Here is a 568-nt window from a genome sequence, read left to right on the forward strand (position 1 = left end):
TTCGAAAAGCAAAATTACCGGGGTGCGGGTCGCCATGAATCTGTTTGAAGTCAAATAGCTGCTCAGCCATAACTTCAAATAGTCTTTCGCCGAGTTGATTGATCTGATCCTGAGTATACTGCTCACGCTTTAGTGCTTGTATATCGTCTCCTGGTAGGTATTCCATCGTTAGAATATGCCTATTTGATAAGTCTTCGATAACCGATGGAATGAGTATCTTTGGATGCTTATCATGAAAACTTTGAAACATCGCAATATTTGCAGCCTCATTATTATAATCGAGCTCCTCATGTAAACGATCCCTAATCTCGGCAAATAGAGCGTCAACACTTTCTTTTGGCATCTTCAGCAAGCCACCTAGCTTAAGCGCTAACCTCAACTGCTTTAAATCAGAGTCGCATGACTCAGCAACCCCTGGATACTGAACTTTGACGACAACTTCTTGCCCTTGCTTAGTACAGGCACGATGAACCTGCCCAATTGAAGCAGCGGCATGCGGCTCTTCATCAAAACGACTGTAAAGCTCATCCAAAGGCGCGCCTAACTGGAGCTCAATCTGAGCCTTAAT

At 44.0% G+C, this 568-nt stretch carries 1 protein-coding gene; it reads right to left on the reverse strand.

Features of this window, described 5'->3' with window-relative positions:
* Window positions 1-568: AarF/ABC1/UbiB kinase family protein (locus A3756_RS18060; RefSeq protein WP_197481372.1), on the reverse strand; the 568-nt coding region annotated here is incomplete at both ends.

It is taken from the genome of Oleiphilus sp. HI0086 (assembly GCF_001635225.1).